23 protein-coding genes are annotated in these 24,574 nt (G+C 73.9%); 13 read left to right on the forward strand and 10 right to left on the reverse strand.

The window, feature by feature from the left end; genetic code table 11:
- The first annotated feature begins 56 nt into the window (after positions 1-56).
- Entirely contained in the window at positions 57-1,490 is a 1,434-nt protein-coding gene (gene purB, locus IF02_RS0118440; RefSeq protein ID WP_030158292.1) for an adenylosuccinate lyase, read from the forward strand.
- Complete coding sequence (mug, locus tag IF02_RS0118445; RefSeq protein ID WP_037836547.1) at positions 1,487-2,035, forward strand: G/U mismatch-specific DNA glycosylase; 549 nt, start codon at positions 1,487-1,489, stop codon at positions 2,033-2,035. The genes purB and mug overlap by 4 nt, the downstream gene beginning before the upstream one ends.
- On the opposite strand, the gene IF02_RS0118450 is transcribed toward mug, so the two are convergent.
- The 3 genes from IF02_RS0118450 to IF02_RS0118460 are packed head-to-tail and all read right to left on the reverse strand — an operon-like array spanning position 2,032 to position 4,197.
- The gene (locus tag IF02_RS0118450; RefSeq protein WP_030158296.1) at positions 2,032-2,466 is read right to left on the reverse strand and encodes a hypothetical protein; all 435 of its coding nucleotides are present in this window, start codon (positions 2,464-2,466) and stop codon (positions 2,032-2,034) included. The genes mug and IF02_RS0118450 overlap by 4 nt on opposite strands.
- 40 nt (positions 2,467-2,506) lie before the next feature.
- Positions 2,507-3,256, reverse strand: a complete 750-nt coding sequence (locus IF02_RS0118455; protein ID WP_030158298.1) for an ABC transporter permease subunit — start codon at positions 3,254-3,256, stop codon at positions 2,507-2,509.
- 29 nt (positions 3,257-3,285) lie between these two features.
- Entirely contained in the window at positions 3,286-4,197 is a 912-nt protein-coding gene (locus tag IF02_RS0118460) for an ABC transporter ATP-binding protein (protein ID WP_030158299.1), read from the reverse strand.
- Between the two features lie 108 nt (positions 4,198-4,305).
- On the opposite strand from IF02_RS0118460, the gene IF02_RS0118465 reads away from it, so the two are divergent.
- From IF02_RS0118465 to IF02_RS0118475, 3 genes are all read left to right on the forward strand, one after another.
- Positions 4,306-5,481 (forward strand): sensor histidine kinase, encoded by a 1,176-nt coding sequence (locus IF02_RS0118465; RefSeq protein WP_030158302.1) that lies wholly within the window; start codon positions 4,306-4,308, stop codon positions 5,479-5,481.
- Between the two features lie 4 nt (positions 5,482-5,485).
- Positions 5,486-6,136, forward strand: a complete 651-nt coding sequence (locus IF02_RS0118470) for a response regulator transcription factor (protein ID WP_030158304.1) — start codon at positions 5,486-5,488, stop codon at positions 6,134-6,136.
- Positions 6,137-6,237: 101 nt separating this feature from the next.
- Positions 6,238-7,395 (forward strand): ROK family transcriptional regulator, encoded by a 1,158-nt coding sequence (locus IF02_RS0118475; protein WP_030158306.1) that lies wholly within the window; start codon positions 6,238-6,240, stop codon positions 7,393-7,395.
- Positions 7,396-7,457: 62 nt separating this feature from the next.
- Here the strand turns inward: IF02_RS0118475 and IF02_RS0118480 are convergent, their stop codons facing one another.
- A complete protein-coding gene (locus IF02_RS0118480; RefSeq protein WP_030158308.1) occupies positions 7,458-8,231 on the reverse strand; it encodes a GntR family transcriptional regulator in 774 nt (257 codons plus the stop codon).
- A gap of 323 nt (positions 8,232-8,554) precedes the next feature.
- Between IF02_RS0118480 and IF02_RS0118485 the strand changes: the two genes are divergently transcribed.
- From IF02_RS0118485 to IF02_RS0118500, 4 genes are all read left to right on the forward strand, one after another.
- The gene (locus tag IF02_RS0118485; RefSeq protein ID WP_030158311.1) at positions 8,555-9,406 is read left to right on the forward strand and encodes an alpha/beta fold hydrolase; all 852 of its coding nucleotides are present in this window, start codon (positions 8,555-8,557) and stop codon (positions 9,404-9,406) included.
- A 106-nt stretch (positions 9,407-9,512) separates the two neighbouring features.
- Entirely contained in the window at positions 9,513-11,111 is a 1,599-nt protein-coding gene (locus IF02_RS0118490) for an alkaline phosphatase D family protein (RefSeq protein ID WP_030158313.1), read from the forward strand.
- Positions 11,112-11,365: 254 nt separating this feature from the next.
- Positions 11,366-12,832 (forward strand): GNAT family N-acetyltransferase, encoded by a 1,467-nt coding sequence (locus tag IF02_RS0118495; protein ID WP_051696331.1) that lies wholly within the window; start codon positions 11,366-11,368, stop codon positions 12,830-12,832.
- 161 nt (positions 12,833-12,993) lie between these two features.
- Complete coding sequence (locus tag IF02_RS0118500) at positions 12,994-14,742, forward strand: DUF885 domain-containing protein (protein ID WP_030158317.1); 1,749 nt, start codon at positions 12,994-12,996, stop codon at positions 14,740-14,742.
- Between the two features lie 85 nt (positions 14,743-14,827).
- Here the strand turns inward: IF02_RS0118500 and IF02_RS0118505 are convergent, their stop codons facing one another.
- Entirely contained in the window at positions 14,828-15,343 is a 516-nt protein-coding gene (locus tag IF02_RS0118505; RefSeq protein ID WP_030158319.1) for a rhodanese-like domain-containing protein, read from the reverse strand.
- Between the two features lie 232 nt (positions 15,344-15,575).
- Between IF02_RS0118505 and IF02_RS0118510 the strand changes: the two genes are divergently transcribed.
- Positions 15,576-16,022, forward strand: coding sequence for an Lrp/AsnC family transcriptional regulator (locus IF02_RS0118510; RefSeq protein WP_051696342.1), 447 nt, complete (start codon positions 15,576-15,578; stop codon positions 16,020-16,022).
- Here the strand turns inward: IF02_RS0118510 and IF02_RS0118515 are convergent.
- From IF02_RS0118515 to IF02_RS0118525, 3 genes are all read right to left on the reverse strand, one after another.
- Positions 16,012-19,023, reverse strand: a complete 3,012-nt coding sequence (locus IF02_RS0118515; protein WP_030158322.1) for an AAA family ATPase — start codon at positions 19,021-19,023, stop codon at positions 16,012-16,014. The genes IF02_RS0118510 and IF02_RS0118515 overlap by 11 nt on opposite strands.
- On the reverse strand, positions 19,020-20,186 hold the full coding sequence (locus IF02_RS0118520; protein WP_030158323.1) for an exonuclease SbcCD subunit D: 1,167 nt from the start codon (positions 20,184-20,186) through the stop codon (positions 19,020-19,022). Before IF02_RS0118520 ends, IF02_RS0118515 begins: the two co-directional genes overlap by 4 nt.
- 122 nt (positions 20,187-20,308) lie before the next feature.
- The gene (locus IF02_RS0118525) at positions 20,309-20,935 is read right to left on the reverse strand and encodes a YigZ family protein (RefSeq protein ID WP_030158324.1); all 627 of its coding nucleotides are present in this window, start codon (positions 20,933-20,935) and stop codon (positions 20,309-20,311) included.
- A 100-nt stretch (positions 20,936-21,035) separates the two neighbouring features.
- Here IF02_RS0118525 and IF02_RS0118530 point away from each other — a divergent pair, with 100 nt between their 5' ends.
- Both IF02_RS0118530 and IF02_RS0118535 read left to right on the forward strand, forming a co-directional pair.
- Positions 21,036-21,440: a CoA-binding protein gene (locus IF02_RS0118530; protein ID WP_030158325.1), complete on the forward strand. Its 405-nt coding sequence runs from the start codon at positions 21,036-21,038 to the stop codon at positions 21,438-21,440.
- A gap of 106 nt (positions 21,441-21,546) precedes the next feature.
- Positions 21,547-22,413 carry a DMT family transporter gene (locus IF02_RS0118535; RefSeq protein WP_030158326.1) on the forward strand — a complete coding sequence of 289 codons (867 nt, stop codon included), beginning with the start codon at positions 21,547-21,549 and terminating at the stop codon, positions 22,411-22,413.
- A gap of 18 nt (positions 22,414-22,431) precedes the next feature.
- Here the strand turns inward: IF02_RS0118535 and IF02_RS0118540 are convergent, their stop codons facing one another.
- On the reverse strand, positions 22,432-23,193 hold the full coding sequence (locus IF02_RS0118540; protein ID WP_030158327.1) for an acyltransferase: 762 nt from the start codon (positions 23,191-23,193) through the stop codon (positions 22,432-22,434).
- A gap of 136 nt (positions 23,194-23,329) precedes the next feature.
- Here IF02_RS0118540 and IF02_RS0118545 point away from each other — a divergent pair, with 136 nt between their 5' ends.
- Positions 23,330-23,881 carry a gamma carbonic anhydrase family protein gene (locus tag IF02_RS0118545; protein ID WP_030158329.1) on the forward strand — a complete coding sequence of 184 codons (552 nt, stop codon included), beginning with the start codon at positions 23,330-23,332 and terminating at the stop codon, positions 23,879-23,881.
- Between the two features lie 34 nt (positions 23,882-23,915).
- Here IF02_RS0118545 and IF02_RS0118550 read toward each other — a convergent pair whose 3' ends face one another.
- Positions 23,916-24,563, reverse strand: coding sequence for a DedA family protein (locus IF02_RS0118550; protein WP_030158332.1), 648 nt, complete (start codon positions 24,561-24,563; stop codon positions 23,916-23,918).
- Positions 24,564-24,574: the final 11 nt, after the last annotated feature.

Here is a 24,574-nt window from a genome sequence, read left to right on the forward strand (position 1 = left end):
GGTGGGGTCCCTACCTGCGTAAACGCACAGCTGCGGCCCAAGTAGAATCCCTACACGTGACAGCCAAGCCCCGCATCCCCAATGTCCTGGCCGGCCGCTACGCCTCCGCGGAGCTCGCCGTCCTGTGGTCCCCCGAGTACAAGGTGACGCTGGAGCGGCGGCTGTGGCTCGCCGTGCTCCGCGCCCAGAAGGACCTCGGCATCGAGGTCCCGGACGCCGCCCTCGCCGACTACGAGCGCGTCCTGGAGACGGTCGACCTCGCCTCCATCGCCGAGCGCGAGAAGGTCACCCGGCACGACGTGAAGGCCCGCATCGAGGAGTTCAACGCCCTCGCCGGCCACGAGCACGTCCACAAGGGCATGACCTCCCGCGACCTCACCGAGAACGTCGAGCAGCTCCAGATCCGGCTCTCGCTGGAGCTGGCCCGCGACCGTACGGTCGCCGTCCTCGCCCGCCTCGGCAAGCTGGCCGGCGAGCACGCCGAGCTGGTCATGGCCGGCCGCTCCCACAACGTCGCCGCGCAGGCGACGACCCTGGGCAAGCGCTTCGCCACGGCGGCCGACGAGCTGCTGGTCGCCTACGCCCGGCTGGAGGACCTGCTCGGCCGCTACCCGCTGCGCGGGATCAAGGGCCCGGTCGGCACCGCCCAGGACATGCTCGACCTGCTGGGCGGCGACGCCGCCAAGCTGGCCGACCTGGAGCAGCGGATCGCCACCCACCTCGGCTTCGCCCAGGCCTTCACCTCCGTCGGCCAGGTCTACCCGCGCTCGCTCGACTACGACGTGGTCACCGCCCTGGTGCAGCTGGCCGCCGCCCCCTCGTCGATCGCGAAGACGATCCGCCTGATGGCCGGCCACGAGCTGGTCACCGAGGGCTTCAAGCCCGGCCAGGTCGGCTCCTCCGCGATGCCGCACAAGATGAACACCCGCTCCTGCGAGCGCGTCAACGGCCTGATGGTCATCCTGCGCGGCTACGCCTCGATGACCGGCGAGCTGGCCGGCGACCAGTGGAACGAGGGCGACGTGTCCTGCTCCGTGGTCCGCCGGGTGGCCCTGCCCGACGCGTTCTTCGCGTTCGACGGCCTGCTGGAGACCTTCCTGACGGTCCTCGACGAGTTCGGCGCCTTCCCGGCCGTCGTCGCCCGCGAGCTGGACCGCTACCTGCCGTTCCTCGCGACCACCAAGGTCCTGATGGGCGCGGTGCGGGCGGGTGTCGGCCGCGAGGCCGCCCACGAGGTCATCAAGGAGCACGCGGTGGCCTCCGCGCTCGCCATGCGCGAGCAGGGCGCCGAGCGCAACGAGCTGCTGGACAGGCTGGCCGCCGACGAGCGGATGCCGCTGGACCGGGCCCAGCTCGACGCCCTGATGGCCGACAAGCTGTCCTTCACGGGCGCGGCCGGTGACCAGGTGGCCGCGGTGATCTCCCGTATCGAGGCGATCGCCAAGCAGCACCCGGAGGCCGCCGGATACACGCCGGGGTCGATCCTCTGACCCCCGAGGAGCTGAGCGCCGCCCGTGACCGCGTCCTCCCGGACGTGGTCGCGGGCGGTGTGCGTGTGCTGTTCTGCGGGATCAATCCAGGTCTCCTCTCCGCCGCGACGGGCCATCACTTCGCCCGCCCCGGCAATCGCTTCTGGCCGGTCCTGCACCTGTCCGGTTTCACCCCGCGCCGCCTGGCCCCCGCGGAGCAGGAGGAGCTGCTGACCTACCGGCTCGGCATCACCAACGTCGTCGCCCGCGCCACGGCCAGGGCCGACGAGCTGAGCGCCGAGGAGTTCCGCGAGGGCGGCCGCATCCTGACCGCCAAGGTGGAACTGCTGCGCCCGCAGTGGCTGGCGGTCGTCGGAGTCACCGCCTACCGCACTGCCTTCGGCGAGCGCAAGGCACAGATCGGGCCCCAGGACCGGACCATCGGGTCCACCCGCGTCTGGGCGCTTCCCAACCCCAGCGGCCTCAACGCCCACTGGACCGCGGAGTCCATGGCCCAGGAGTACGCCCGCCTCCGCACGGCCGCCGAGCACGCTCCCGAGCCCTAGGGCGGGTCGATCACGGTCACCGCGGACATCAGCTGCGGTGAGTGGTCGGCCCCCCAGCGGGCCTCGTAGATCGCGACCCAGCGGTCCCCGACCCGCCAGAGGTGGAGGTGGTCGCTGGTGTCGGCGATCTCCTGCCACGGCTGCGCCGCCTCCCCGGCCTCCGCCCGCAGCCGCAGGCTGTCGAGCGTGAACCGGTCGGGCTTGCCCCAGCGCTCCTCCAGCCTCTGGGCCAGGGCGTCGAACTCGGCGGACACCTGGTCCTCGTGCGCCAGGCGGTCGGCCGCGTCCTCGTCCCCGTACCACCGGCTCCCGCCCAGCTCGGCGAGGTGGTAGCCGGGTCCGCTGGTGCCCACTTCGGTCCTGCCCCGGACGTCGGGGAAAGCACGCGTCCGGAGCCGGTCGATCGTGTCGAGATGCTCTGCCGTGGTCATGCCGTCAGTATCGCGTCGAGGTCTGACAACTGGCCCGGCGTCACGCGTCCCGTCGGCGCACCGCCAGCCAGCCGCCGGCCAGCGCGGCCGCCGCCCACAGCGCCAGCACCCCGAGGCCGCTCCAGGGACCGAGCCGGCCGCTGGACTCCAGGTGCATGACGAGCTGCCCGGCATGGTCCGGCAGGAACTCGGCGACGCCGCCCGCGGCCTGGCCGATGATGAACGGCACCATGACGACGAAGGGTATGAGCACGCTCAGCACGACCGCCGCACTGCGCAGCACCGCTGTCAGTCCGGCCGCGAACAGGGCCATGAGCGTGAGGTACACACCGCTGCCGAACACGGCGCGGAGGGTGCCCGGGTCCCCCAGGGACATCGCGTACTGACCCATGAACGCCTGGCCCAGGACGAAGGTGAGCAGGCCGGTGACCTGGCCCGTCAGGAAGGCGAGTGCGCCCACCATGGCGATCTTCGACAGGTAGAAGCGCGTACGGCTCGGCACCGCGGTCAGCGACGTGCGCAGGGCGCCGTCGTGGAACTCGGCGGCCAGCGCGCTCGCCCCGAAGGTGAAGGCCGCTATCTGGCCGAAGTTGATGCCGTAGAAGGCGCCGAAAAGCGGGTCCTCCCCCATGCTGCCGGCCTCGGCCTGGCCTACGGCGGCAGCCGCCAGAGCCTGTATCCCGGCGGTGGCCAGGAGTATGGCGATCAGCGCCCCGAACGTACCGCGAAGGGACCGTATCTTGATCCATTCCGAGTGCAGGACGGGGACGGTGGGCAGAGCGGCGCTCATGGCGGAGCCTCCTTGTGTCTTGGGGAAAGTCAGTGGGTGGCGGCGAACTGGGCGTGGTCGGCGGTGAGGTCGAGGTAGGCCTGCTCCAGCGAGGCGCGTTCGTCGGAGAGTTCCAGCACGGGGATGCCCTCGCGGGCGGCCACGGCTCCGAGCTGCTCGGCCCGTATGCCCTCCACCGTCCAGCGCCCGTCGTCGGCGCTCGCCATCTCGAAGCCGTCCCGGGCCAGGGCCGCCCGGAGCCGGACCGGGTCCGAGGTGCGCAAGCGCACCTTCGGGGTGCTGCGGGCCTCGATGAACTCCTCCATGGAGGAGTCGGCCAGCAGCCTGCCCTGCCCGAGCACGATCAGGTGGTCGGCGAGCGCCGCGGTCTCGGACATCAGATGGCTGGAGACGAGCACCGTGCGGCCCTCGGCGGCGAGGCCCCGCATCAGCTCGCGGATCCAGATGATGCCTTCGGGGTCGAGCCCGTTGGTGGGCTCGTCCAGCAGCAGCACCTCGGGGTCTCCCAGCAGCGCGGCCGCTATGCCGAGGCGCTGGCGCATCCCGAGCGAGAAGGTCTTGACCCGACGCTTGGCCGCCGAGGCGATCCCCGCCTGCTCCAGTACCTCTTCGACCCGGCGCACCGGGATGCGGTTGGCGGCGGCGAGGAAGCGGAGGTGGTCCCGGGCGGTGCGCCCGCCGTGGGCCGCCTGGGCGTCCAGGAGCGCGCCCACGCGGTGCAACGGGTCGGGGAAGTCGGTGAACCGGGCCCCGCCGATCGTGGCCGTCCCGGAGGTGACCCGGTCCAGGCCCAGCAGCAGGCGCATCGTGGTGGACTTGCCGGCGCCGTTGGGGCCGAGGAATCCGGTGACCCGGCCGGGCAGGACATCGAAGGTGAGGTGGTCCACGGCCCGGGTGCGGCCGTATTCCTTGGTCAGTTCTCGGATCTCGATGCTGTTCATGGCTCAAGATTCGCCGCCCGCCCCACCCCCCTTCCTCCCCCATGCGAGGGTGCCGTCTCCCCCACGTGGGGGAGACGCGTCCGGGCCGGTCACTGCCACGATGGGGGCATGTACCGACTGCTCCGTGCCCCGCTCCAACCGGTGACCTACTCACGCTGGTTGCACCTGTGCGTGCCCGTGCTGCTGCTGGCCCTGTGGATGTTCATAGAGCCGGCGTGGCCGTGGATGCCGTTGGTCATCGTCATACCGTTCGGCCTGGTGCCCTGGGTGCGGCTGGCCGAGGGGCTGCAGGCGCAGTTCCTGCTCACGCCGCACGACCGCGACAGCCTCGACGGCGGCATCAGTGCCGCGCCGTCGGCGCGGTGGGGCGACCGGTGGCGGACGCTGCTGTGGCTCGAGGCGCGGCTCGTCATCGCACTCGCCGCCATGGCTGCGACCGTATGGCTCCCGGTGGTGACGGTCGAACTGGTCGGGGCGGCGCTCGGGCACCCGCTCAACTCGGACCTCATGATCCCCTTCGCTCCGCCGCGTTGGGCCGCCGCACTGCTCGTTCCGGTGCCGCTGATCCTTCTCATCGTCATAGTGGTGCTGCTGGGCGAGCTGGTCACCGCGGTCGCGCGCCGGCTGCTGGGGCCTTCGGCCGCCGAGCGGCTCACCGCTCTGGAGGCCCGCACCGAGCAGCTGTTGGAGCGCACCCGCATCGCGCGGGAGCTGCACGACTCGATCGGGCACGCCCTGACGGTGGCCGTGGTGCAGGCGGGGGCGGCCCGGGCCGCGGGCAACCCAGAGTTCACCGACCGGGCGCTGGGCGCGATCGAGGAGACGGGCCGGGCCGCCCTGGAGGACCTGGAACGGGTCCTGCTGGTCCTGCGGGAGTCGGCGCAGCCCGTCTCCCAGCGGCCGACGCTGGCCGAGGCCGACCGGCTGCTGGAGTCGGCCCGGGCCTCGGGGTCGGAAGTCGACGCGCAACTGACGGGTCCGCTGGAGCAGTTGCCGGGACCGGTCACCCGGGAGGGCTACCGGATCCTGCAGGAGGCGCTCACGAACGTGCTGCGGCACTGTGGGCCGGTGCCGGTCCGGGTCCGAGTGGAGATGGCCGTCGGCAGGCTGGACATGGAGGTCACGAACCCGCTGCCGGAGGGGCCCGCCTTCATCCCCGGCAGCGGGAGCGGGCTGCGCGGGATGCGGGAGCGGGCCGCGCTGCTCGGCGGTGAGGCCGAGACCGGGCCGTTCGAGGGCAGTTGGAGGGTGCGCGCACGGCTTCCGCTGGAGCGAATACGCTGACCGGATGCCGGTTACCGTTCTGCTCGTCGATGACGAGCCCCTGGTGCGCGCGGGTCTGCGCGCCGTCCTGGATGCCCAGCCCGACATCGAGGTGGTGGGTGAGGCGGCCGACGGGGCCTCCGTCGTCCCGCTCGTGCGGCAGCTGAGGCCGGACGTGGTGGCCATGGACGTGCGGATGCCGCTGCTCGACGGGATCGAGGCGACGCGGGCCGTGCTGCGGACCGTGGACTCCCCGCCGAAGATCCTCGTGGTGACCACGTTCGAGAACGACGAGTACGTGTACCAGGCGCTGCGGGCCGGGGCGGACGGGTTCCTGCTGAAGCGGGCCCGCCCCTCCGAGATCGTGCACGCGGTGCGGCTGGTGGCCGAGGGCGAGACGCTGCTGTTCCCGGCGGCCGTGCGGGCGCTGGCCGCGGAGTACGGGAACCGGCAGGCGCGGGCGGTGCTGAAGCGGGCCGCCCTGACCGAGCGGGAGGAAGCGGTACTGCGGGCGATGGCGCGCGGGCTGACGAACGTCGAGATCGCCAAGGAGCTGATCGTCGGCACGGAGACGGTGAAGTCCCATGTGAGCGCGATTCTGGGCAAGCTGGGGGCACGGGACCGGACCCAGGCGGTGATCACGGCGTACGAGTCGGGATTCGTCGCCCCGGCCTGAGGGGAGGAGCCAGTTCCGGCCGGTGGGGGGCTGCGTCTCGCAGTGGCCCCGGGGGCACAGTACGATCCGGCAGACAAGCTCGCTAGCTGGGAGGACACACGTTGGGGCAGCTGACCGGCGGGGATCCCTCTCTGCTCCGGCGGATCAATTCGGCCGTGGTGCTGCGTGCGCTGCGGGCGGCCGAATCGCCGACCCTCACCGACCTGACCCGGGTGACCGGGCTGTCCCGGCCGACCGTCGAAGGTGTGGTCGAGGGGCTGATCGGGACCGGGCTCGTCGTCGAGGCCGACGCGGAGGAGGGCGCGCGCCGCCAGGGGCGGCCGGCCAGGCGCTACCGGTTCCGCGCCGAGGCGGGGCATCTGCTCGGCATCGAGATCGGCTCGCACCGGATCGCGGTGCTGCTGTCCGGGCTGGACGGGCGGGTGATCGGCGCCGGCACGAAGGAGGTCGCCGAGACCGCGTCCGCCGACGAGCGGCTGGAGCGGGTGCGGGCGGCGGTGGCCGATCTGCTGCGGCGGGCCGGCGTACCGCGGGACTCCCTGCGGGCGGTCGGCGTCGGCAGCCCCGGGATCGTGGAGGCGGACGGCACCGTACGCCTGGGCACGGCCCTGCCGGGCTGGACCGGGCTGCCCCTAGGCGAGCGGCTGAGGCGCTCGTTCCGCTGCCCGGTACAAGTGGAGAACGACGCCAATGCGGCCGCGGTCGCCGAGCACTGGAAGGGCGCCGCGCAGGACACCGACGACATGGTGTTCGTGATGGCGGGGCTCAGCCCCGGCGCGGGATCACTGATCGGAGGGCGGCTGCACCGCGGCTTCGGCGGGGCGGCCGGCGAGATCGGCGCCCTGCACCTGCTGGGCCGCGACGTCACACCCGAGAAGCTGCTGTCCACGACCGGCGAACCGCTGCACCCGCTGGACGAGCAGGCGGTCGCCGAGGTCTTCGCGATGGCCCGCCGGGGCGACGAGCGGGCCGTGGCAGCGGTGGAGCGCTTCATCCAGCGGCTGGTGCACGACGTGGCGGCGCTGGTCCTGGCCATGGATCCGGAGCTCGTCGTGGTCGGCGGCTGGGCGGCCGGCCTGGCCGGAGTCCTGGACCCCCTGCGCCGCGAACTGGAGCGCTACTGCCTGCGCCCCCCGCGGGTGGCGCAGTCCCTGCTCGGCGAGGCCGCGGTGGCCACCGGAGCCCTGCGCCTGGCGCTGGACCACGTGGAAGAAGAGCTCTTCGCGGTGGAGAAGACGGTCACGACCCGCCGCCGCTGACCTCGCCGGCGACAGGGTCAGCGGCGGGGTCGGCGGCGGGGTCAGCGAAGGGGCCCCGGCAGTCAGGAGGCGACGCGGGCCTCGTGCGTTATCTCCACGTCGCCCGAGTCGCCGAAGGTCAGGCGGCAGGTGTCCGCGCGGTACGTGGCGACCGAGACCGCGGCCGTACCCGCGGCGGTGAAGTACCGGGTGGTGACGACGAGCACCGGCGCACCCGGCAGCCGGTCCAGTTCCTTGGCGTCGTCGGCACGCGCCGAGCCGAGCTCCACCGAGCGGTCCTGCCCGTCCAGGGCGAGGCGCTGCAGCTCGCGCAGCACGGCCCGGGCGCGCGCCGGTCCGGCCGGGGCGTCGATGGCGGAGAGGCCGGGCACGGAAGCGGCCGGCACGTACAGCAGTTCGGCGGCGACGGCCTGCCCGTGGGAGACCCGGGTCCGGCGCACGGTGTGCACGGGCTGGTCGCCGGCTCCGGCGCCACCGAGGAGCTTCAGGACGGCGGCGGACGGCAGGGCGGCATCGGCCGGGTCCGCGTCCACGGCCTCCCAGCCGTCGACGCTCTCGCCGGGCCAGCTCTGCCCCGTGCTGCCGACGGCCACGCCGACCCGCGGCGGGGCCACGGTGGTGCCGACCCCGCGGCGGCGCTGCAGCCGCCCTTCGAGTTCGAGCTGTTCCAGGGCCTGACGCAGGGTCGCGCGGGCGACTCCGAAGCGGGCGGCGAGCTCACGCTCGTTCGGCAGGACCTCGCCCACCGCGAAGTCCTGGTCGAGCGCCTCGCTGAGGACGGTCTTGAGGTGCCAGTACTTAGGCTCCGGCACCGTTTCGAGCTGCGTGGTCCCCACCCTGACTCCTCCTGCCATCGCTGCAATCGCCGTGTTCCAGCGGCAGTTCCGCGCCTTTGTTTATTAAAGGTTCCTGCACTATCCCTGCGACGATAGGACGGCGCACCCCCTTGGTCAAGACCAATCCTCACCCCTTTACCGGGCACATCGGGCATACGTATCAAGCCGTTCATGCGATGTTCTCGCTCCCCCGACACGCACCCGGGGCTTGTCCCGCCGGGCTACCGGGCGGTAATCATGGCGGTAGTCATTACTGACAGCCTGTCTCACACGCGTCCACCCGATCGCGTCCCCACGGTCGCGTCCACCCGACGAGGAGCTGCATGACCGCCACGGTCTCCTTCCCGATCGAATCGCCGCTGGGCCCCCGCACCGCCACCGTCGCCTACGAGCGCAAGGGCGCCGGCGCACCGCTTCTCCTGCTGCACGGCATCGGCCACCACCTCCAGGCCTGGCACCCGGTGACCGACATCCTGGCCGCCGAGCACGACGTCATCGCCGTCGACCTGCCCGGCTTCGGCGCCTCGGCGCCGCTGCCCGAGGGCGTCCCGTACGACCTGGGCTCCTTCGTCCCCGCGCTCGGCGCGCTCTGCACGGCCCTCGGCGTCGAACGCCCGCACGTCGTGGGCAACTCCCTCGGCGGGCTCCTCGCCCTCGAGATGGGCCGCAGCAACCTGGTCCGCTCGGTCACCGCGCTCTCCCCCGCCGGCTTCTGGACCGAGGCCGAGCGCAAGTACGCCTTCGCCACCCTGCGCGCGATGCGCGTCGGCGCGCTCACGCTGCCCCACTCGACCCTGGAGCGGCTCTCGCGCAGCGCCGCCGGCCGGACCGCGCTCACCGGCACGATCTACGCGCACCCGGCCCGCCGTTCACCCGAGGCCGTGGTCGCCGAGACCCTCGCCCTGCGCGAGGCCACCGGCTTCGAGGAGACCCTCGCCGCCGGCCGCTCCGTACGGTTCACCTCGGACGTGCCCGGCCTGCCGGTCACCATCGCCTGGGGCTCCCGCGACCGGCTGCTCCTGCCCCGCCAGGGCGTACGCGCCAAGCACACGGTCCCCGGCGCCCGGCTGATCCGGCTCCGCGGATGCGGCCACGTACCGATGAACGACGACCCGGCGCTGGTCTCCCGCGTGGTTCTGGACACGGTGCGCGCCACAACCGGCCAATCCGCCTGACCTGCTGACGGCTGTTCATCCACGGTTCGGTTGGGCGACGCGGGCGGGCCGGTGTGCGACGGCACACTGGTCCGACCCGTCCCCGCCGGCCCCTGGAGACGCTCCGATGGCACCGATGCCGCACACCCGACGGTCCCTGCTCGGCGGTTCACTCGCCGTTCCCGTGGGCCTTGCCCTGTCCGGCGCGCTCGCCGCGCCCGCGTTCGCCGCGCCCACCACCGCCGCGGCGGCGTTCACCCGCTCCGGGCGCCCGAGCGCCTCGTGGGGCACCCAGTCCGGTGAGATCACCGCGCATTCGGCCACCGTCTGGACACGCTCCGACCGGCCGGCGCGGATGTACGTCGAGACCTCCCCGAGCGAGTCGTTCCGCTACGGCGTCCGACGCCACGGCGGCCCGTTCCTCGGCCCCGCCACCGACTTCACCGGCACCACGACCCTGCGCGACCTCCCGCCCGGGCAGCAGATCCACTACCGGGTGGTGCTGGCCGACCCGGACGACCCGCGCCGCACGGGCGAGCCGGTCCGCGGCACCTTCCGGACCACGCCCGTCTCCCGCCGCCACAACGTGCGCTTCCTGTGGTCGGGAGACCTCGCGGGCCAGGGCTGGGGCATCAACCCGGACCTCGGCGGCTACCGCGTCTTCGACGAGATGCGCCAGCGCGACCCCGACTTCTTCCTCTTCAGCGGGGACACCATCTACGCCGACGGGCCGATCCAGGCCTCCGTCCCCCTGCACGACGGCAGCATCTGGCGCAACATCACCACCGAGGAGAAGGCGAAGGTCGCCGAGACCCTCGCCGAGTTCCGCGGGAACTTCCGCTACAACCTGCTCGATCGCAACCTGCGCGACTTCCACGCCCAAGTGCCGGTCCTCGCCCAGTGGGACGACCACGAGGTGCGCAACAACTGGTACCCCGGGCAGGTGATCGACGACCCCCGCTACACCGTGCGCGACGTCGACACCCTCGCCGGCCGGGCCCGCCAGGCCTTCGGCGAGTACTTCCCGGTCACCGACCTCCGCGGCGGCCGCGCCGAGGGCCGGATGTACCGGGTGATGCGGTACGGCCCGCTGCTCGACGTCTTCGTGCTCGACATGCGCACCTACCGCGACGCCAACTCCCCCGGCCGCCAGACCGTGGACCCCATCGGCATCCTCGGGCAGGAGCAGCTGGCCTGGCTCAAGCGCGAGCTGTCGCGCTCCCGCGCCACCTGGAAGGTCATCGCCTCCGACATGCCGCTGGGCATCGTCGTCGCCGACGGCACCGAGAACTTCGAGGCCGTCGCCCAGGGGGACCCGGGCGCCCCGCTCGGCCGCGAGCTCCAGATCGCCGAACTCCTGCGCCACATCAAGCACCAGCGCATCACCGGCACCCTCTGGCTCACCGCCGACGTGCACTACACGGCCGCGAACCACTACGCCCCCGAGCGGGCCGCCTTCACCGACTTCGCGCCGTTCTGGGAGTTCGTCTCCGGCCCCATCGGCGCGGGCGGGTTCCCCGCCGGGAAGCTCGACGCCACCTTCGGCCCCGAGACCGCCTACGTCCAGTCGGCCCCGCTCGCCAACATGTCACCGTCCGAGAACCCCCCGTACTACGGGGAGGTCGAGATCGACGGCGCGTGCGGGGAACTCACCGTCCGGTTGCGGCGCCAGGGAGGCGGCGTACTCTTCACCACCTCGCTCCAGCCCGGACGCGTGGGCCAGTAACCACCGCAGGTCCCGCGGCCAACCGCCACAGGTCCCGCGGCCACCACCGCAGTCCCGCGGCCTCCCGGCCCGCGGCGCCGGCCGTCCGGGCCCCGGAACTCCCGGGGCCCGGACCCGGCCCCCGGCCCGCCGCTGCGGATTCCGGATGCCCACGCCCCTCTCGAAAACCGGGCGAAATCGGCCAGACGGACACTTAACCAGTCGGACACAGTTCGTTCGTGATCACGCAACACCCCTGCGTCACAGTGGCATGCATGACTGAACGCAACCACGCCCCCGCTCACCGCCACCACCGCCACCACTGGCGCCGCGACCTCGTCGAACTGGCCGCGCTGTTCTGCGCCGTCGCGGTCGCCGACGGCATCGCCAATCTCGTCGCGCACGGCCCCCACGGCCCGATCCTGCTCATCGCCTCGGCCGTCGCACTCCTGGTCACGACGGCGTTCCACACCTGGTGGGCACGGCGCCACAGCCATGCACCGCCGCCGCCCGGCACAGCTCCCTCCGATCCGGCCCCCGGCACGACGGCGGCAAGGTCCGCGTCCGCGGCCACGTCCGCGTCGGGGTCCGCGTCGGAGAGCGCCACCGCCCCCACGACCGCACTGTGGCGGATGCGGACGACCGTACGGGACGAGCCCGGCAGCCTGGCCGCGATCTGCAGCGCGCTCGCCCACCACGGCGTGGACATCCTGACCCTCCAGACCCACCCGCTCCCCGAGGGCGGCACCGTCGACGAGTTCCTGCTGCGCTCCCCGCAGCAGCTGGCCTCCGCCGGCCTCTCCCGCGCCATCGCCGGGGCCGGCGGCCACAGCACCTGGATCGAACGCGCCGACGCGCACGACCTCGTCGACACCCCGACCCGGGTCCTCGGCCTGGCCACCCGCACCGCCCTGGACGCCGCCGAGCTGCCCCTCGCCCTGCGCCAGCTGCTCGGCCGCTGCACCATCCACTCGATCCCGGCCACCACCCTCTCCGGCCGCCCCAACGCGGGCGCCGACGCCCCGGTCGAGGGCGTCCTGGAGGCGACGGTGATGCGGCTGCGCGACCCCTCGGGCGGTGCCATCACCGTGGAGCGCCCCCATCTGCCCTTCACCCCGACCGAGTTCGCCCGGGCCCGCGCCCTCGTCGAGCTCGACGCCCGGCTCGGCCCGCGCGTGCCGCGCAGCCAGGACGTGCTGACCCTGCCCGAGGGCAACGAGATCACCGTCCGCCGCGCCGACGGCTCCGACCTCGCCGCCGCCCGCGCGATGCACGACCGCTGCTCCGAGCGCACCCTGGGCCTGCGCTACCACGGGCCCGTCGCCGACGCCGACCGCTACCTCGGCCACCTGCTGAGCCCCCGGTTCGGCCGTACGCTGGCCGCCACCACCGCGTCCGGCAAGCTCGTCGCCCTCGGCCACCTGCTGTGGGACGGGGACGAGACCGAGGTCGCGCTCCTGATCGAGGACGACTGGCAGCGCCGCGGGATCGGCTCCGAACTGCTGGGCCGCCTCATCTCGATGGCCGTCGAGGCCGGCTGCGACAGCGTGTACGCCGTCACCCAGTCCTCCAACACCGGCATGGTCGCGGCCATGCGCGGCCTCGGCCTCCCCCTCGACTACCAGATCGAGGAGGGCACCCTGGTGATCACGGCCCGGCTGGACGCGAAGCCGGCCACCTCCCGGGTCGCGTACGAGCTCCCGCGCGCGCAGCAGCCGTACGGCCAGCAGCACCCGCGCTGAACCCGGCCCACCGGGATCACGCCAACCGGCCCGAACTCACCCCCGGACGCACGCCGTCGAACGCACGGGAGCGGAACCACGCTCCGCCGCTCCCGTGCACGTCAGGAGGCTGAAAGCGAACGGTGATGACGCGGGGCCGTCCCGCGTACGAAGATGGCCGCATGTCAGAGACCCTTCGCAGCGACAGCGCTTCCCGGCTGCCCCGCCAGGTCGCCGACGCATACGTCGACGACCTCATTGCCATCGATCCGATCGCGGGCACCTATCTCGGTGTCGCCGCGTGCTCCAGCCGGCTCCCGGACTTCTCGCCCGCCGGCCGTGCGGCCGCCGCCGAACTGTCCCGTTCCACCCTCGCCCGCCTCGACGCCGCCGAGCGGCTGCCCGGCGCGGACAGCGACGCCGAGCGCCGCTGCGGCCGCCTGCTGCGCGAGCGCCTCAATGCCGAACTCGCGGTGTACGAGGCGGACGAGGACCTGCGGACCGTCAGCAACATCCACTCGCCCGCGCACGCCGTCCGCGACGTCTTCACCCTGACCCCGTCCGACACGGACGAGGACTGGGCCGCGATCGCCGAGCGGCTGCGCGCGGTCCCCGCCGCCCTCGCCGGCTACCGCGAGAGCCTCGGACTCGGCCTGGACCGCGGCCTGTACGGGGGCCCGCGCGCCACCGCCACCTTCATCGACCAGCTCACCACCTGGGCGGGCGAGGACGGCGACGGCGCGGACGGCGACAGCGACGGCGGCGCCAACGGCGACGGCGACGGCACGGGCTTCTTCGGCGAACTCGCGTCCCGCGGCCCGGAGGCGCTGCGCGCCGGGCTGGAGGAGGCGGCCGCCGGAGCCACCGCGGCCCTCGCCGGACTCCGCGACTGGATGCGCGACGTGTACGCCCCCGCCGTCGCGGACGCGCCGGACCCGGTGGGCCGCGAGCGCTACGCCCGCTGGTCGCGCTACTTCAACGGCACGGACCTGGACCTGGACGAGGCGTACGCCTACGGCTGGTCGGAGTACCACCGGCTGCTCGCCGAGATGAACGCCGAGGCCGCCAAGATCCTGCCGGGCGCGGGCCCTTGGGAGGCGCTGGCCCACCTCGACGAGCACGGCACGCACATCGAGGGCGTCGACGAGGTCCAGGCCTGGCTCCAGGGCATCATGGACGAGGCCATCGAGAACCTCGACGGCACCCACTTCGAGCTCGCCGAGCGCGTGAAGCGGGTGGAATCCATGATCGCCCCGCCGGGCGGCGCGGCGGCCCCGTACTACACGAACCCCTCGGAGGACTTCTCCCGCCCGGGGCGCACCTGGCTGCCGACGATGGGCCAGACCCGCTTCCCGGTGTACGACCTGGTCTCCACCTGGTACCACGAGGGCGTTCCGGGCCACCACCTCCAGCTCGCGCAATGGGCGCACGTCGCGGACCAGCTCTCCCGCTACCAGGCCAGCGTCGGCCTCGTCAGCGCCAACGTCGAGGGCTGGGCGCTGTACGCGGAGCGCCTGATGGACGAGCTGGGCTACCTCAAGGACGCCGAGCAGCGCCTGGGCTACCTGGACTGCCAGATGATGCGCGCCGCGCGCGTCATCGTGGACATCGGCATGCACCTGGGCCTGGAGATCCCGGCGGACTCGCCGTTCCACCCGGGCGAGCGCTGGACGGTGGAGCTGGCGCAGGAGTTCTTCGGCCTGCACAGCGGCCGGCCCGCGGACTTCATCGAGAGCGAGGTGACCCGCTACCTCTCGATGCCGGGACAGGCGATCGGCTACAAGCTGGGCGAGCGGGCCTGGCTGCTCGGGCGGGACAACGCCCGCGCCGCGCACGGCGACTCCTTCGACCTGAAGGCGTGGCACATGGCGGCGCTGTCGCAGGGCTCGCTGGGTCTGGACGACCTGGTGGACGAGCTGTCGAAGCTCTGATCGACGGCGATGGCGCGTACGGGCCGCCCGCTCCCTCGCAGGGGAGCGGGCGGCCCGTACGGCGTTCCGTCGCGAAACCGGACCGTCAGCAGCCGCAGTCGTCGGAGTCGGTCGGCGCGGTCAGCGGGTCCGCCTCGGCACGCTGCCGGCCGCCCTGCCAGGTCTCGACCTCGAAACCCTCGCGGATCCAGTACTCGATGCCGCCGAGCATCTCCTTGACCTGGAAGCCGAGCTGGGCCAGGGCGAGCGCGGAGCGGGCGCCCCCGTTGCAGCCGGGGCCCCAGCAGTACGTGACCACGGGAAGGCCCTTGTCGAGGAGCTGCTCGGCCTGCTCGGGGACGAGGGCGGTCGGCAGGTGGACCGCACCCGGCACGTGGGCCTGGTCCCAGGCCGGGGTGGAGCGGGAGTCGACCAGCTGGAAGCCGAGCTCGGCTCCCTGCTCGCGGTGGGCCTTGAAGGCGGCGGCGACGTCGGACACGTCCGCGTGGAAGGCGAGGCTCGCGGCGAAGTAGGCGGCGGCCGCGGCCGGGGCGGCCGGGGGCACCCGGAGCACGGGGTTCGCGGCGAGCGCGGCGGCGGGCGCCGGAGCGGGCGAGAGCACGGCGGCGGGCGCCGGAGCAGGCGCGGGCACGGGCGTGGGCACGGGCACGGCAGCAGGCGCGGGCACGGGCGCGGGCACGGCAGCAGGCGCGGGAGCGGGGGCGGCGGCCGGGGCGGCGCTGTTCTGTGTCGTCGTCATGGCTCTGAATCTACGAGCCGCTGATCATCCCGGGAAGTGGCTTTCCCCGGCCTTCCCCTTGTTCGGCCGGGGATTCCCCTGCTACACCTGCCTCATGACCGACTATTCCCCTGACGCCACCGACTGGCGCATTCTGACGGCCCTCCAAGAGGACGGCCGGGCCAGCTTCGCCGATCTGGCGCGCGCCGTTTCGATGTCCGCCAGCGCGGTCACCGAGCGGGTGCGCCGCCTGGAGGAGGCGGGCGTGATCACCGGGTACACCGCCGTGGTGGACGCGGAGAAGCTGGGCAAGTCCATCCTGGCGCTGGTCCGGCTGCGCTATCCGCACGGCAACTACAAGCCGTTCCACGACCTGCTGGAGGCGACCCCGGAGATCCTGGAGGCCCACCACGTCACGGGCGACGACTGCTTCGTGCTCAAGGTCGCCACCCGCTCGATGGGGCATCTGGAGGAGGTCGCGGGCCGGATCTCGGGCCTGGGCTCCGTCACCACCAGCATCGTGTACTCCTCGCCGCTGTCCCGGCGCCCGCTCAGTCCCTGAGGGACGCCGTGCGGTGGCGGACCTCCGAGCCGCCGCGCTGCTTGACGATCTCCAACTGGGCCTGGACGCGGGTGCGCAGGTCGGCGACGTGGCTCACGATGCCGACGCTGCGGTCCCGTTCGCGCAGCGAGTCCAGTACGTCGAGCACCTCGTCGAGCGCCTGGTCGTCGAGGCTGCCGAAGCCCTCGTCGATGAACAGGGTGTCCAGGCGCATGCCGCCCGCCTCGTCGGTGACCACGTCGGCCAGACCGAGGGCCAGGGCGAGCGAGGCGAAGAAGGTCTCGCCGCCCGACAGCGTGGCCGTGTCCCGCTCGCTGCCGGTCCAGGCGTCCACCACGTGCAGCCCGAGGCCCGAACGCCCGCGTCCGCTCGCCTTGGCGTCGGAGTGGACGAGCGTGTAGCGGCCGCCGGACATCCGCAGCAGCCGTACGGTCGCGGCGGCCGCGACCTGCTCCAGGCGGGCCGCCAGGACGTACGCCTCCAGCCGCATCTTGCGCTCGTTGTCGGCGGAGGTGCCCGCGGTGAGCCCGGCCAGCCGGGCCACCCGGTCGTAGGCCTCGCGCAGCGGGCCCAGCGCGCGCAGCTCCTGCTCCGCCTGCCGGGAGAGCCGGTCCAGCTCCGCGCAGCGCACCCGGGCCGCGTCCACGGCGGACCCCGCCGTACGGAGCTTCGCGGCGGCCCGCGCTTCGTACGCCTCGGCGGCATCCGGCGCGGCCGGGGGCAGCGTCGCGGCCAGCGCGGTGTCGGTCTCGCCGAGGCGGTCCGCCAGCATGGCCTCCTCCGCCTGCCAGGCGTCCAGCCTCCGCTGGAGGGCGGTGCGTTCGTAGTCCGGGAGGACCGCGTCGGCGGCGGCCTCGACGGTGTCGAATCCGGCCTTGAAGGCGGCGTCGGCGAGTTGGGCGTCGGCCTCCTTGAGCCGGGCGGCGGTGTCCTCGGCCCGGCGCAGCGCGGCGGCGGCCCCGGTGACCATCCGGACCCGGTCCTCCAGGGTCCGGGCGCGGGCCGCGACGGTGGGCGCGCCGTCCCGTACGAGGGCGAGCTCCGCCTCCAGCGAGGCCTGCTCCTGGTCCAGTGCCTCGCGCCGGGAGGCCCGGCCGGCGGCCCGGCGCTCGGCGTCGAGCCGGTCGGAGCTGCGTACGGTGTGCTCCCGCTCGGCGCCGGCCAGCCGCTCCCGGGCGGCGTGCAGCCCGGCCGCCGCGGCGTGGGCGGCGGCGTGCCGGGAGCTCAGGTCCGAGGTCAGCGCGAGGAGTTCCGCGGTGGTGGCCTCCCCGGCGGCCGCCGCGGCCTCGGCCCGCGCCTCCTGGACGGCGGCGAGTTTCCGCTCGACTGCGGCCCGGCGCCCCTCGGCCTGCTCGTAGCGGGCGTGGGCGGCGTCCTCGGCGGCCCGGTCCACGTGCCCGGGGGCCGGTCGCGCCGGAGCGGGGTGCTCCGCCGATCCGCACACCGTGCACGCCTCCCCCGCCACCAGCGCCTCGGCTAGCTCGGCGGCGATCCCGCGCAGCCGGGCCTCCTTGAGCTCCAGCCAGCGCTCCCGGGCGGCGGTCGACTCCTCGCGTACGGAGAGCAGTTCGCCCTCGGCGCGCTGCGCATCGGCGTCCAGCGCATCCCGGCGCTGGGATGCGGTCAGGTGCATCCGGGCCGGCTCCAGCCGCCCCGCGAGCTGCTCGGCCAGCGTCGCGGCCTGCTGGGCGGCGTCCACCCGCTCGGCCAGCGCGGTCCGGGTGGCCTCCCAGCGGGCGAGCCAGTCGGCGGAGTCCCGCAGCAGCTCCTCGGCGTCGCGGGCCTCCCGCTCCAGGGTGGCCCGCTCCCGGCCGATCTCGGCGCTGCGCTGCTCGGACCGCTGGGCGGCGCCGAGTGCGCCGAGGTCCTCGCGCAGCCGCTGCTCCACGGCCGACAGCTGCTCGGTGCCCGCCTCGGCGAGGGACGGCGGGAGCTGCGCGCGGGCGGCGGCCTCCGCGTGGGCGGCGGACAGGTGGGCCGCCGACGCGGCTCCGCGCAGTTCCAGGGCGGGGGCCGCCAGGGCGCCGCGCCGGGCCCGGTCCAGCAGGGCGCGGACCCGCTCCCGCTCGGGCTCCGCCTCGGCGAGCAGGGCGGTGCGGCGGGCCGTCTCGGCGTGCCGGCGCTGGAGGCGGTCGAGCTCCCGCGCCTCCCCGGCGGCCCGCCGGGCGGCGGCGTGCCGGCCCTCGACGGCGGCCAGCGCGTACTCGGCGACCGTCAGCCGCTCCCGGGCGGCGCAGCGGGCGACGGCGGCCCAGGCCCGGACGGCCCCGGCCAGCCCGGGATCGCCCGGCTGGTGCCCGGGCAGCGGCCAGGCCCGCAGGTCGGCACTGTCCCCGGCGGCCTGGGCGAGCCGCTGGGCGGTGCCGAGCACCTTCTCGTCGCCGGCGCGGACCTTGGCCTCGGCGGCCCGGCGGCGCTCGGCGAGCAGCGTCTCGACGGCGGCGAAGCGGCGGGTGTCGAAGAGCCGGCCCAGCAGCCGGCCCCGCGCCGCCTCGTCGGCCCGCAGGAACTTGGCGAACTCGCCCTGCGGCAACAACACGACCTGGCAGAACTGCTCGCGGCTCATGCCGAGCAGCTGCTCGATCTCCTCGCCGATCTCCTGATGGGAACGGCTGAGGGCCTGCCAGCGTTCCCCGTCGTACTCGCGCAGCCAGCTCTGCGCCTTGTCCTTGGTGGTGCCGGTGCCGCGCTTCTTCGGCCGGTCCTGCTCGGGGCGCCGGGTGATCTCCAGGCGCCGCCCGCCCGCGGTGAGTTCGAGGGCGACCTCGGTGGGGGTCCCGGCGTCGGCGTGGTCGCTGCGCAGGCTGGTGCCGGGGGCCTGGCGGGGGCCGGGCACCGATCCGTACAGGGCGTAGCAGACGGCGTCGAGGACGGAGGTCTTGCCCGCGCCGGTGGGGCCGTGGAGCAGGAAGATCCCGGCGCCCGACAGCGCGTCGAAGTCGATCTCCTGGGGTTCGGCGAAGGGGCCGAAGGCGGTGATCCTGAGCCGGTGCAGCCTCATCGACGGGTCTCCTGCCGGCTGTCGTCCGCCCGTACGTCCTCGAAGGCGCCCTGGAGCACGGCCCGTTCGGCCTCGTCCGCGACCCCGCCGCCGCGTACGTGGGCGACGAAGTCCTCGGCGATCTCCTGGTCGCTGCGCCCCTTCAGGCGCTGGGCGTACGAGGCCCCGCCGGACTCCTCGCGGCCCTCGGGATCGAAGGCGAGGCTCAGGGTGTGCGGGAAGCGGGCGGTGAGCCGGGCCATCGGGTCCTCGGGACGGACCGGGTCCGTGAGGGTGGCCTCGATCCAGGAGTCCTCGTACGCGTCGTACGCGGCCTCCTCCAGCAGGGTGTCGAGCCGTCCCCGGAGCCGGGCGAGCGGGCGCGGCACGGGGGTGTCGACGCGCTGGGCGGTGATCTCCCCGGCCGGGCCGAGGTCGATCAGCCACATGGTCTTGCGGTGGTCGGCCTCGGAGAAGGAGTAGGCGAGCGGGGAACCGGAGTAGCGGACCCGTTCGTTGATGGTCTGGCAGCCGTGGAGGTGGCCGAGGGCGGCGTAGTCCACTCCGTCGAAGACGGAGGCGGGCACGGCCTCGACCCCGCCGACGGCGATGTCGCGCTCGCTGTCGCTGGCCTGCCCGCCGGTGACGAAGGCGTGGGCGAGGACGACGGAGCGGGTGCCGGGGGCGCGCGTGGCGAGGTCGGCCCGGACCAGGTCCATGGCCGCGCCCAGCACGGCCTCGTGGCTCACCTTCTGCGCGGCGAACCGGTCCTTCACCAGGGCGGGCTCCAGGTACGGCAGTCCGTACAGGGCGACCTCCCCGTGTACGTCGGCCAGCACCACGGGGTCGGCGCAGCCCTCGGGGTCGGTCCGCAGGTGGATCCCGGCCCGGCCGATCAGCCCGGCACCGACGCCGAGCCGGCGGGCGGAATCGTGGTTCCCGGAGATCATCACGGTGGGCACGCCGAGGTCGGCGAGCCGGTGCAGTGCCCGGTCGTACAGCTCGACGGCGGGCAGCGGGGGCACGGCCCGGTCGTAGACGTCGCCGGCGACGAGGACGGCGTCGATCTCGTGCTCGCGGACGGTCTCGACCAGGTGGTCGATGAAGGCGGCCTGGGCCCCGAGCAGGTTCACGCGGTGGAAGGACCGGCCGAGGTGCCAGTCGGAGGTGTGCAGGAGCCTCACTCGCCGGCCCCGCCGGACGTCTCGCCGCACATGTTTCTTCCGTCCCCCTGGTCGTCCCGGTCGTCTCCCGCTCGCTGAGCCCCTCTACGCTAACGCGTCACCGGGGCCCCCGGGCCACGTCCTCAGGACGCGTACGTCTCCCCGCCGAGGGTGAGGGTGGCGCTGCCCGCCGTACTGTCGGCGAGCCAGGCCTCGAAGGCGGGCAGGTCCGCCTCCGGCAGGGCGACCTCGATCTCGACGGCGGCCCCGTAGCGCAGGTCCACCACGGTGCGGCCGGTGGAGCGCAGGTCGTTCTGGGTCTTGCCGGCCCGCTGGTGGTCCACGGTGACGGTGGCCAGCCGGTAACGGTGGCGGGTGAGGGTGCCCAGCTCGTCGAGGGCCTCGCCGACGACTCCGCCGTAGGCCCGGATCAGGCCGCCGGCGCCGAGCTTCACGCCGCCGTAGTAGCGGGTCACCACGGCCACCGCGTACCGGATGTCGCGGCGCAGCAGCATCTGGAGCATGGGCACCCCGGCGGTGCCCCCGGGCTCCCCGTCGTCGCTGGCCTTCTGGACGGAGGCGTCGGCGCCGATGACGTAGGCGAAGCAGTTGTGCGTGGCGGTGGGGTGCTCCTTGCGGACGCGCGCGATGAACTCCTGCGCCTCCTGCTCCGTCGCGGCGGGCGCGAGCGAGCACAGGAAGCGCGAGCGGTTGATCTCCGACTCGTGCACGCCCTCGCGGGCCACCGTCACGTACTGGTCTGACTTCACCGCTCCACCCTACGGGGAATCGGACATGCGTCCTTTCGGTTGGTCACGGATGCGGGCCGGAGTGCCGGGCCGCACCGGAAGGCAACAGGAGGCGGCAACCGTGTACGGCGACCCGGCAACCATCCGCAAGATCCTCACCGAGCTCGGCGACACCTGGGCCGTGGTGGGACTGTCCAACAACCGGGACCGCGCGGCCTACGGGGTGGCCCGCACGCTCCAGCGGTTCGGCAAGAGGGTCGTCCCCGTGCATCCGAAGGCGGAGACGGTGCACGGCGAGCAGGGGTACGCCTCGCTCGCGGAGATCCCGTTCAAGGTGGACGTGGTGGACGTCTTCGTGAACAGCCACCTGGCCGGGGCCGTCGCCGACGAGGCCGTGGCCGCGGGGGCGGACGCCGTCTGGTTCCAGCTCGGCGTGATCGACGAGGCCGCCTGTGCCCGTACCCGCGAGGCCGGCCTGGAGATGGTGATGGACCGCTGCCCCGCCATCGAGATCCCGGCCCTCTGACCGGCGGAACCCACCCGTCCGCGGTGGCGCGGTGCGGCTGAACTAGCGTGCGGGGTGTGCGCGCCGCACTCCCCCGTTCACTGCACCGTACTGCGAGGCCCCTGTCATGACCGCCCTCTTCGCCCTGGCCACAGCCCTGCTGTGGGGTCTCGCCGACTTCGGCGGCGGGCTGCTGACCCGCCGGCTGCCGGCGCTCACGGTGGTCGTGGTCTCTCAGGTCCTCGCCGTCGTCGCGCTCGGCGCGGTCGTCCTGGGTACGGGCGCCTGGCGGGAGGCCGGGCCGCAGCTGTGGTTCGCGGTCGCGGCGGGCCTGGTCGGGCCGGTCGCCATGCTGAGCTTCTACAAGGCGCTGGCCCTCGGGCCGATGGGCGTGGTCTCGCCGCTCGGCTCGCTCGGGGTGGTCGTGCCCGTCGCGGCCGGGCTGGCCCTGGGCGAGCGGCCCGGGCTCGGCCAGTTCGCCGGGATCGCGGTGGCCGTCGTGGGCATCGTCCTCGCGGGCGGCCCGGAGCTGCGCGGTGCGCCCGTACAGCGCCAGGCGGTCGTGCTCACGCTGACCGCGGCCTTCGGGTTCGGTGCGGTGATGGCCCTGATCGCGCACGCGTCGAGCGGCGTCACCGGGCTGTTCCTCGCCCTGTTCGTCCAGCGGGTCACCAACGTGGCCGCGGGCGGCGCGGCCCTGTGGGTCCGGACCCGGCGCGGCACCCCGGCCCTGCCGGCGGGGACGGGCCCGCGGGTCCTGTGGGGGCTGCTGCCCGCGCTCGCCTTCGTCGGCCTGGCCGACGTCGCGGCGAACGGCACGTACTCCGTGGCCGCCCAGCACGGTCCGGTGACCGTGGCCGCCGTCCTGTCCTCGCTCTACCCGGTGATCACCGCGCTCGCCGCCTTCGTCGTCCTCAAGGAGCGGCTGCGGACGGTCCAGGCGGCCGGCGCCGGGCTGGCCCTCGCCGGAACGGTTCTGCTCGCCGCGGGCTAGGGCCGGCGGGCCGGCCGGCTAGTGCGTGTCCGCCGGGCGCTGCTCGGCCTCCGCCAGCAGCGCCACCGCGCGCAGCTGCTCCGGCGTCACCCCTTCCGGGATCGGCACCGGGGCCGGAGTCCGCAGCGGCGGCTGCCAGCCCGTCTCCGGCTGCCACCGGCGGACGATCCGGGCGGGCGCCCCGGCCACCACCGCGTGGTCCGGCACCTCGCCCCGTACGACGGCCCCCGCGGCCACCACCACGTTGCGGCCCAGCCGCGCCCCCGGCAGGATCACCGCGCCCGTGCCGAGCCAGCAGCCCGGGCCGATCTCCACCGGCGCGCTGCGCGGCCACTGCTTGCCGACGGGCTCGTGCGGATCGTCGTAACTGTGGTTCGTGGAGGTGATGTACACCCCGGGGCCGCAGAAGGTGTCGTCCCCGATGGTGATCCGGGTGTCGGCTATGACGTGGGTGTCCCGGCCGAGCACCACGCCGTTGCCGAGGACCAGCACCGGCTCGGTCCCGAGGTCGAGCCCCGGCATCATCCCCGCGGTCAGCGTGACCTGCTCGCCGATGATGCAGTGGTCGCCGAGGCGGATCCACGGCTCTCCGAAGACCGTGCCCTGGGGGAAGGCGAGGCGCGTGGCGTGCCCGATCGCGCCGAAGCGCAGCCGTCCGGGCGTCTGCGCGGTGACCGCACCGGCCTGCTGCATCCAGCGCCAGCCGGCGTGGACCGCGCGGTTGGCGAGCCTGCGGCGCAGGGCCGTCAGCGATGAGAACGTGTTCTGGTTCTTCGGCACCGGGTCACCGTAACGCGCCAGGTGCCGGCTGCGCGCCGTGATCTTCACCCCATCGCCGGTCGGGCCGGGCCCGTGCCCTACCGTGCCGGTAGCGCGACAGCAGGGCACTCCAGCACACAGGACTGAGGAAGAGAACATGACGTATCACGCGGACCGGGGCCAGGCACTCGTCGCGGGCGTGGGCGGCAAGAGCCCGCAGATCGACCCCACGGCCTTCGCCGCGCCGACCTCGGTCGTGGTCGGCGACGTCACGATGGCCCCGAACTCGAGCATCTGGTACTCGGCGGTCCTGCGTGCCGATTGCGGCCCGATCTCGCTCGGCGCGGACAGCAATGTGCAGGACAACTGCACGCTGCACGTCGACCCCGGGTTCCCGGTCTCGATCGGCGAGCGCGTCTCCATCGGCCACAACGCGGTGGTGCACGGCTGCACCGTCGAGGACGACTGCCTCATCGGCATGGGCGCCACCGTCCTCAACGGCGCGGTGATCGGCGCGGGCTCGCTGGTCGCCGCGCAGGCGCTGGTCCCGCAGGGCATGGTGGTCCCGCCCGGTTCGCTGGTCGCGGGCGTGCCGGCCAAGGTGCGGCGCGAGCTGACCGACGAGGAGCGCGAGGGCATCAAGGTCAACGCCCTGATGTACGCGGACCTGGCCAAGCAGCACCGCGCCGCCGTCCAGCCCCCGCAGTAGCCGTACGCCCGTACCGGCGCCCCCGCGGCCGCGGCTACTCGGCCGCGGCGGCCGCCGTCTCCTTCGCGGCGTCGGCCGCGGCCGCCTTCTTCATCCGGCTGCGCAGCACCAGCGTCACCGTGAGGCCGATCACCAGGGCCAGCACCAGCGCGACCCACGAGAAGCCCTTGAGCCACGGCTCCGCCACGATGCCGATGGTGTAGATGACGGCCGTCGTGCCGCCCGCCCAGAGGATTCCGCCGAGGATGTTCGCGACGAGGAACCGCCAGTACGGCATGTGCAGGACGCCCGCCAGCGGGCCGGCGAAGATCCGCAGCAGGGCCACGAACCGTCCGAAGAAGACGGCCCACATGCCCCACTTCTCGAAGGCGCGCTCCGCCTGGGCCACGTGCTCCGGCCCGAAGTGCTTGGGGAAGCGCCGGCCGAGGCGCTCCAGCAGCGGCTTGCCGCCCCTGCGCCCGATCGCGTAGCCGATCGAATCGCCCACGATCGCCCCGGTGGAGGCGCAGATCCCCAGGACCACGGGGTCGATCTCGCCGTGCTGCGAGGCCAGCAGCGCCGAGCTGACCAGGATGATCTCTCCCGGCAGCGGGATGCCGAGGCTCTCCAGCCCGATGACCAGACCCACCAGGAGATAGATGCTGACCGCCGGAATCGTCTCCAGCCATTCCTGGATGTGCACCGGTACGTCCT

Origin of the sequence: Streptomyces sp. NRRL S-244, assembly GCF_000717915.1 — a bacterium.
Taxonomy (GTDB): Bacteria; Actinomycetota; Actinomycetes; order Streptomycetales; family Streptomycetaceae; genus Streptomyces.

Excerpts from the sequence above, each read along its gene's own strand:
- IF02_RS0118455 (WP_030158298.1), bottom strand. The coding sequence starts at position 3,256 with ATGAGCGCCGCTCTGCCCACCGTCCCCGTCCTGCACTCGGAATGGATC.
- IF02_RS0118515 (WP_030158322.1), bottom strand. The coding sequence starts at position 19,023 with ATGAGGCTGCACCGGCTCAGGATCACCGCCTTCGGCCCCTTCGCCGAA.
- IF02_RS0118495 (WP_051696331.1), top strand. The coding sequence starts at position 11,366 with ATGACTGAACGCAACCACGCCCCCGCTCACCGCCACCACCGCCACCAC.
- IF02_RS0118500 (WP_030158317.1), top strand. The coding sequence starts at position 12,994 with ATGTCAGAGACCCTTCGCAGCGACAGCGCTTCCCGGCTGCCCCGCCAG.
- IF02_RS0118460 (WP_030158299.1), bottom strand. The coding sequence starts at position 4,197 with ATGAACAGCATCGAGATCCGAGAACTGACCAAGGAATACGGCCGCACC.
- IF02_RS0118450 (WP_030158296.1), bottom strand. The coding sequence starts at position 2,466 with ATGACCACGGCAGAGCATCTCGACACGATCGACCGGCTCCGGACGCGT.
- IF02_RS0118465 (WP_030158302.1), top strand. The coding sequence starts at position 4,306 with ATGTACCGACTGCTCCGTGCCCCGCTCCAACCGGTGACCTACTCACGC.
- IF02_RS0118545 (WP_030158329.1), top strand. The coding sequence starts at position 23,330 with ATGACGTATCACGCGGACCGGGGCCAGGCACTCGTCGCGGGCGTGGGC.
- IF02_RS0118485 (WP_030158311.1), top strand. The coding sequence starts at position 8,555 with ATGACCGCCACGGTCTCCTTCCCGATCGAATCGCCGCTGGGCCCCCGC.
- IF02_RS0118490 (WP_030158313.1), top strand. The coding sequence starts at position 9,513 with ATGGCACCGATGCCGCACACCCGACGGTCCCTGCTCGGCGGTTCACTC.
- IF02_RS0118470 (WP_030158304.1), top strand. The coding sequence starts at position 5,486 with ATGCCGGTTACCGTTCTGCTCGTCGATGACGAGCCCCTGGTGCGCGCG.
- IF02_RS0118510 (WP_051696342.1), top strand. The coding sequence starts at position 15,576 with ATGACCGACTATTCCCCTGACGCCACCGACTGGCGCATTCTGACGGCC.
- IF02_RS0118535 (WP_030158326.1), top strand. The coding sequence starts at position 21,547 with ATGACCGCCCTCTTCGCCCTGGCCACAGCCCTGCTGTGGGGTCTCGCC.